Here is a 2,432-nt window from a genome sequence, read left to right on the forward strand (position 1 = left end):
AGCCGCCGGGTGCCCGATGGGCCGGTTCTGGAACCTGACCACGGGCTTCGACGACGTCCCGTTCGACGCCACGCCCGGCGCCCTGACCGACCTCCGCCAAGCGGTGGCGTTCCTGTACCGGGAGCAGGGGCGCGGGCACCAGTGCTCGATCGAGCACTACGAGCGCGACGGGGCGCTGTACGTGTTCCTGTTCGTCGACGACTACACGCACACGCACACCGCCCACGACGTCCGCGGCACCCTCACCCGCACGCCGCTGCGCCCCACGTTCGAGGTGGTGTACGTGTACACCCCGTCACGAGTCGCGCCGAACGGGGTGGGGACGCTGGACCTGTACGCGCGCGGGGACCGCCGCTGGCGGGCGGAACTGCGTGACCGGTTCTGCGAGCACGTCCTGCACACCCGCGCCCCGCTCGCCGACCCGGCGCGCCGGTCGTACCACCTCAACGGGCTGATCGACCACTCGTTCCCGCTGACCACCGACCCGGCCCGCGGCGTCCTGTCGGCGGTGATCCGCAAGATGCGGGTGGTGGCCCGGGAGGACATGACCCGGCGGGTGGTGCTCGAGGCGAACGCGGCCCGCACCGGGGACGTGTACGAGATGCTCGACATCCACTTCCCGGTGGAGCGGTTCCCGCGGGACGAGCTGCTGGTCAGCATGGTCACGTTCACCATCATGCACACCCCGCCGGACGGGGACCGGGCGCGCCCGCTGACGTTCGACGTGAGCTTCCCGGACGCGTGCAACCTCAAGAGCCTGTCGCCGGCCCACCGCGAGGTGGGCGAGTGGTGCTTGCGCCAGTGGGGGATTCTCGGTGACGACGAACCGGGCGACTACGGGGGCGGGGGCGAGGACGACGGCACCGACGGCGGACCTGCTGGCGCGCACCGAGCGGCCTGACCCGACGTTCGCTGCGGCCGAGGTGGGCGCGTGGCCGGACGACACGACCGCCCGTCTGGTGCGCCTCGGGCTGCTGGTGCCGATCGAGCCCGCCGCGGTGTCGGTGTGCACGGCGTGCGGGTTCGATCACGTCGAGCCCGTCCAGTGGGCCGCGTCGGCGGGGGCGGAGCGGCGCGCGTACCTCGTCTGCCCGCACGAAGGGATGGCCGTCCCGCTCGATCCCGCGGTCCTGCGCCAGTGGGCGGTGCGGGCGCCCGCACTGGCCGCCGTGGTGGCGTCCGCGGCGGGCGCCGCCGGCGCGGTGACCGCACGCGTGCCCGGGCGCGTGTGGAAGCTCGGCACGCTGCGCCTCGGTGGGCGCGTGTGGGTGGCGTTCCTGGCCGTCGGGCTGACCCGCCCGGACGCGGCGGCCGTCGTCGAGGCCGTCCCGAAGCTGCGTGCCGCGAACGCGCTGGTGTTCGTACCCCAGACGGTTCCGCCACCCACTGTGTGGGCGGACCGGGCGCCGGTCGTGGTGCCTCTCACCGACCTGCTCACGCTCGGTCCGAAGGGGATGACCGCCGACCGGGAGCTGCTCGCGTCGGCCGTCACCCCCGCCACACGCCCGGTACCAAAAGAGGCGGGCCGAACGTTCCCGACGCCACCGGGCGCCACCTGGGAGCAGGTCACGCTGGTCGTCGGCGAGCACCACGTTCGCGTTCAAGTCGGTTCGGTAACGGAGCGGTTCGGGTTCGCGGAGGCCGGGTTCGCGGACCGCCGCGCGAAGGGCGCCCCGGACGACGCGTGGGCGTTGCTCGGCCTGCTGGCCCGGTCCCGCGGGACGCTCGGCACCGATGACGCGGTCCGCACCAAGTCGGGCGGGCTGAAGCAGAAGGTGGGGACCCTACGCACCCGGTTGCGGGGGCTGCTCGGAATCGAGGCCGACCCGTTTCACCCGACCCGCAAGGGGGAACCGTACCGCACCCGGTTCACGATTCACCGGGACGGGCCGGTCGTGTTCCCGACGCCGCCGGGCGCGACGTGGGACGACCTGACCGTAACCGAGACGAGCAATGGCGTCGTCATCTCGATGACGGTCGAACGGCGTGACGTCGCGTCCGCGTTCGACGAGACGGGCGGGCACCGGCGGGTCGGCATCGCCACGCGCGGCGAGCGGCGCTCCGCCCACACGCTCTCGGACCTGGGGCTCACCGACCCGGACGGGGCGCCGACGCGCGCCGGCGCGGCGCTCCTCGACCTGCTCCGGGGCGGCGGGCGCCTGACCCGACCGCAAGGCGCGCCCGAACTGCTCGCGCTGGGGCGGGCGCTGTCGCAGTTCTTTCAGCTCAACGCCCCGCCCCTCGCCTTCGATCCGGGCCGCGCCCGCTGGGTGGCGCGGTTCGAGGCCGAATCGCTCGTGCCGCCGTCCGATCGGTCATAAATGACCGACGCCCGCGGCGCCGCGGGCACATTTCTTCTCGATTTTCTTTGCCCGCAACCAGCGCTTTTCCCGCCCGTTTCGGTGCCCCCGGGGGGACCGGAGCGGCACGTC

General features: G+C 73.6%; 2 protein-coding genes. Both read left to right on the forward strand.

The genetic code is table 11. From position 1 onward, the window contains the following. The coding region (locus R5W23_RS06410; RefSeq protein WP_320685620.1) for a hypothetical protein at window positions 1-901 on the forward strand (901 nt) is incomplete at its 5' end. After that, window positions 816-2,321 (forward strand): hypothetical protein, encoded by a 1,506-nt coding sequence (locus R5W23_RS06415; protein WP_320685621.1) that lies wholly within the window; start codon window positions 816-818, stop codon window positions 2,319-2,321. The genes R5W23_RS06410 and R5W23_RS06415, both read left to right, overlap by 86 nt. Window positions 2,322-2,432 lie beyond the last annotated feature (111 nt).

Origin of the sequence: Gemmata algarum (assembly GCF_034097035.1) — a bacterium.
In the GTDB taxonomy this organism is placed as follows: Bacteria; Planctomycetota; Planctomycetia; order Gemmatales; family Gemmataceae; genus Gemmata; species Gemmata algarum.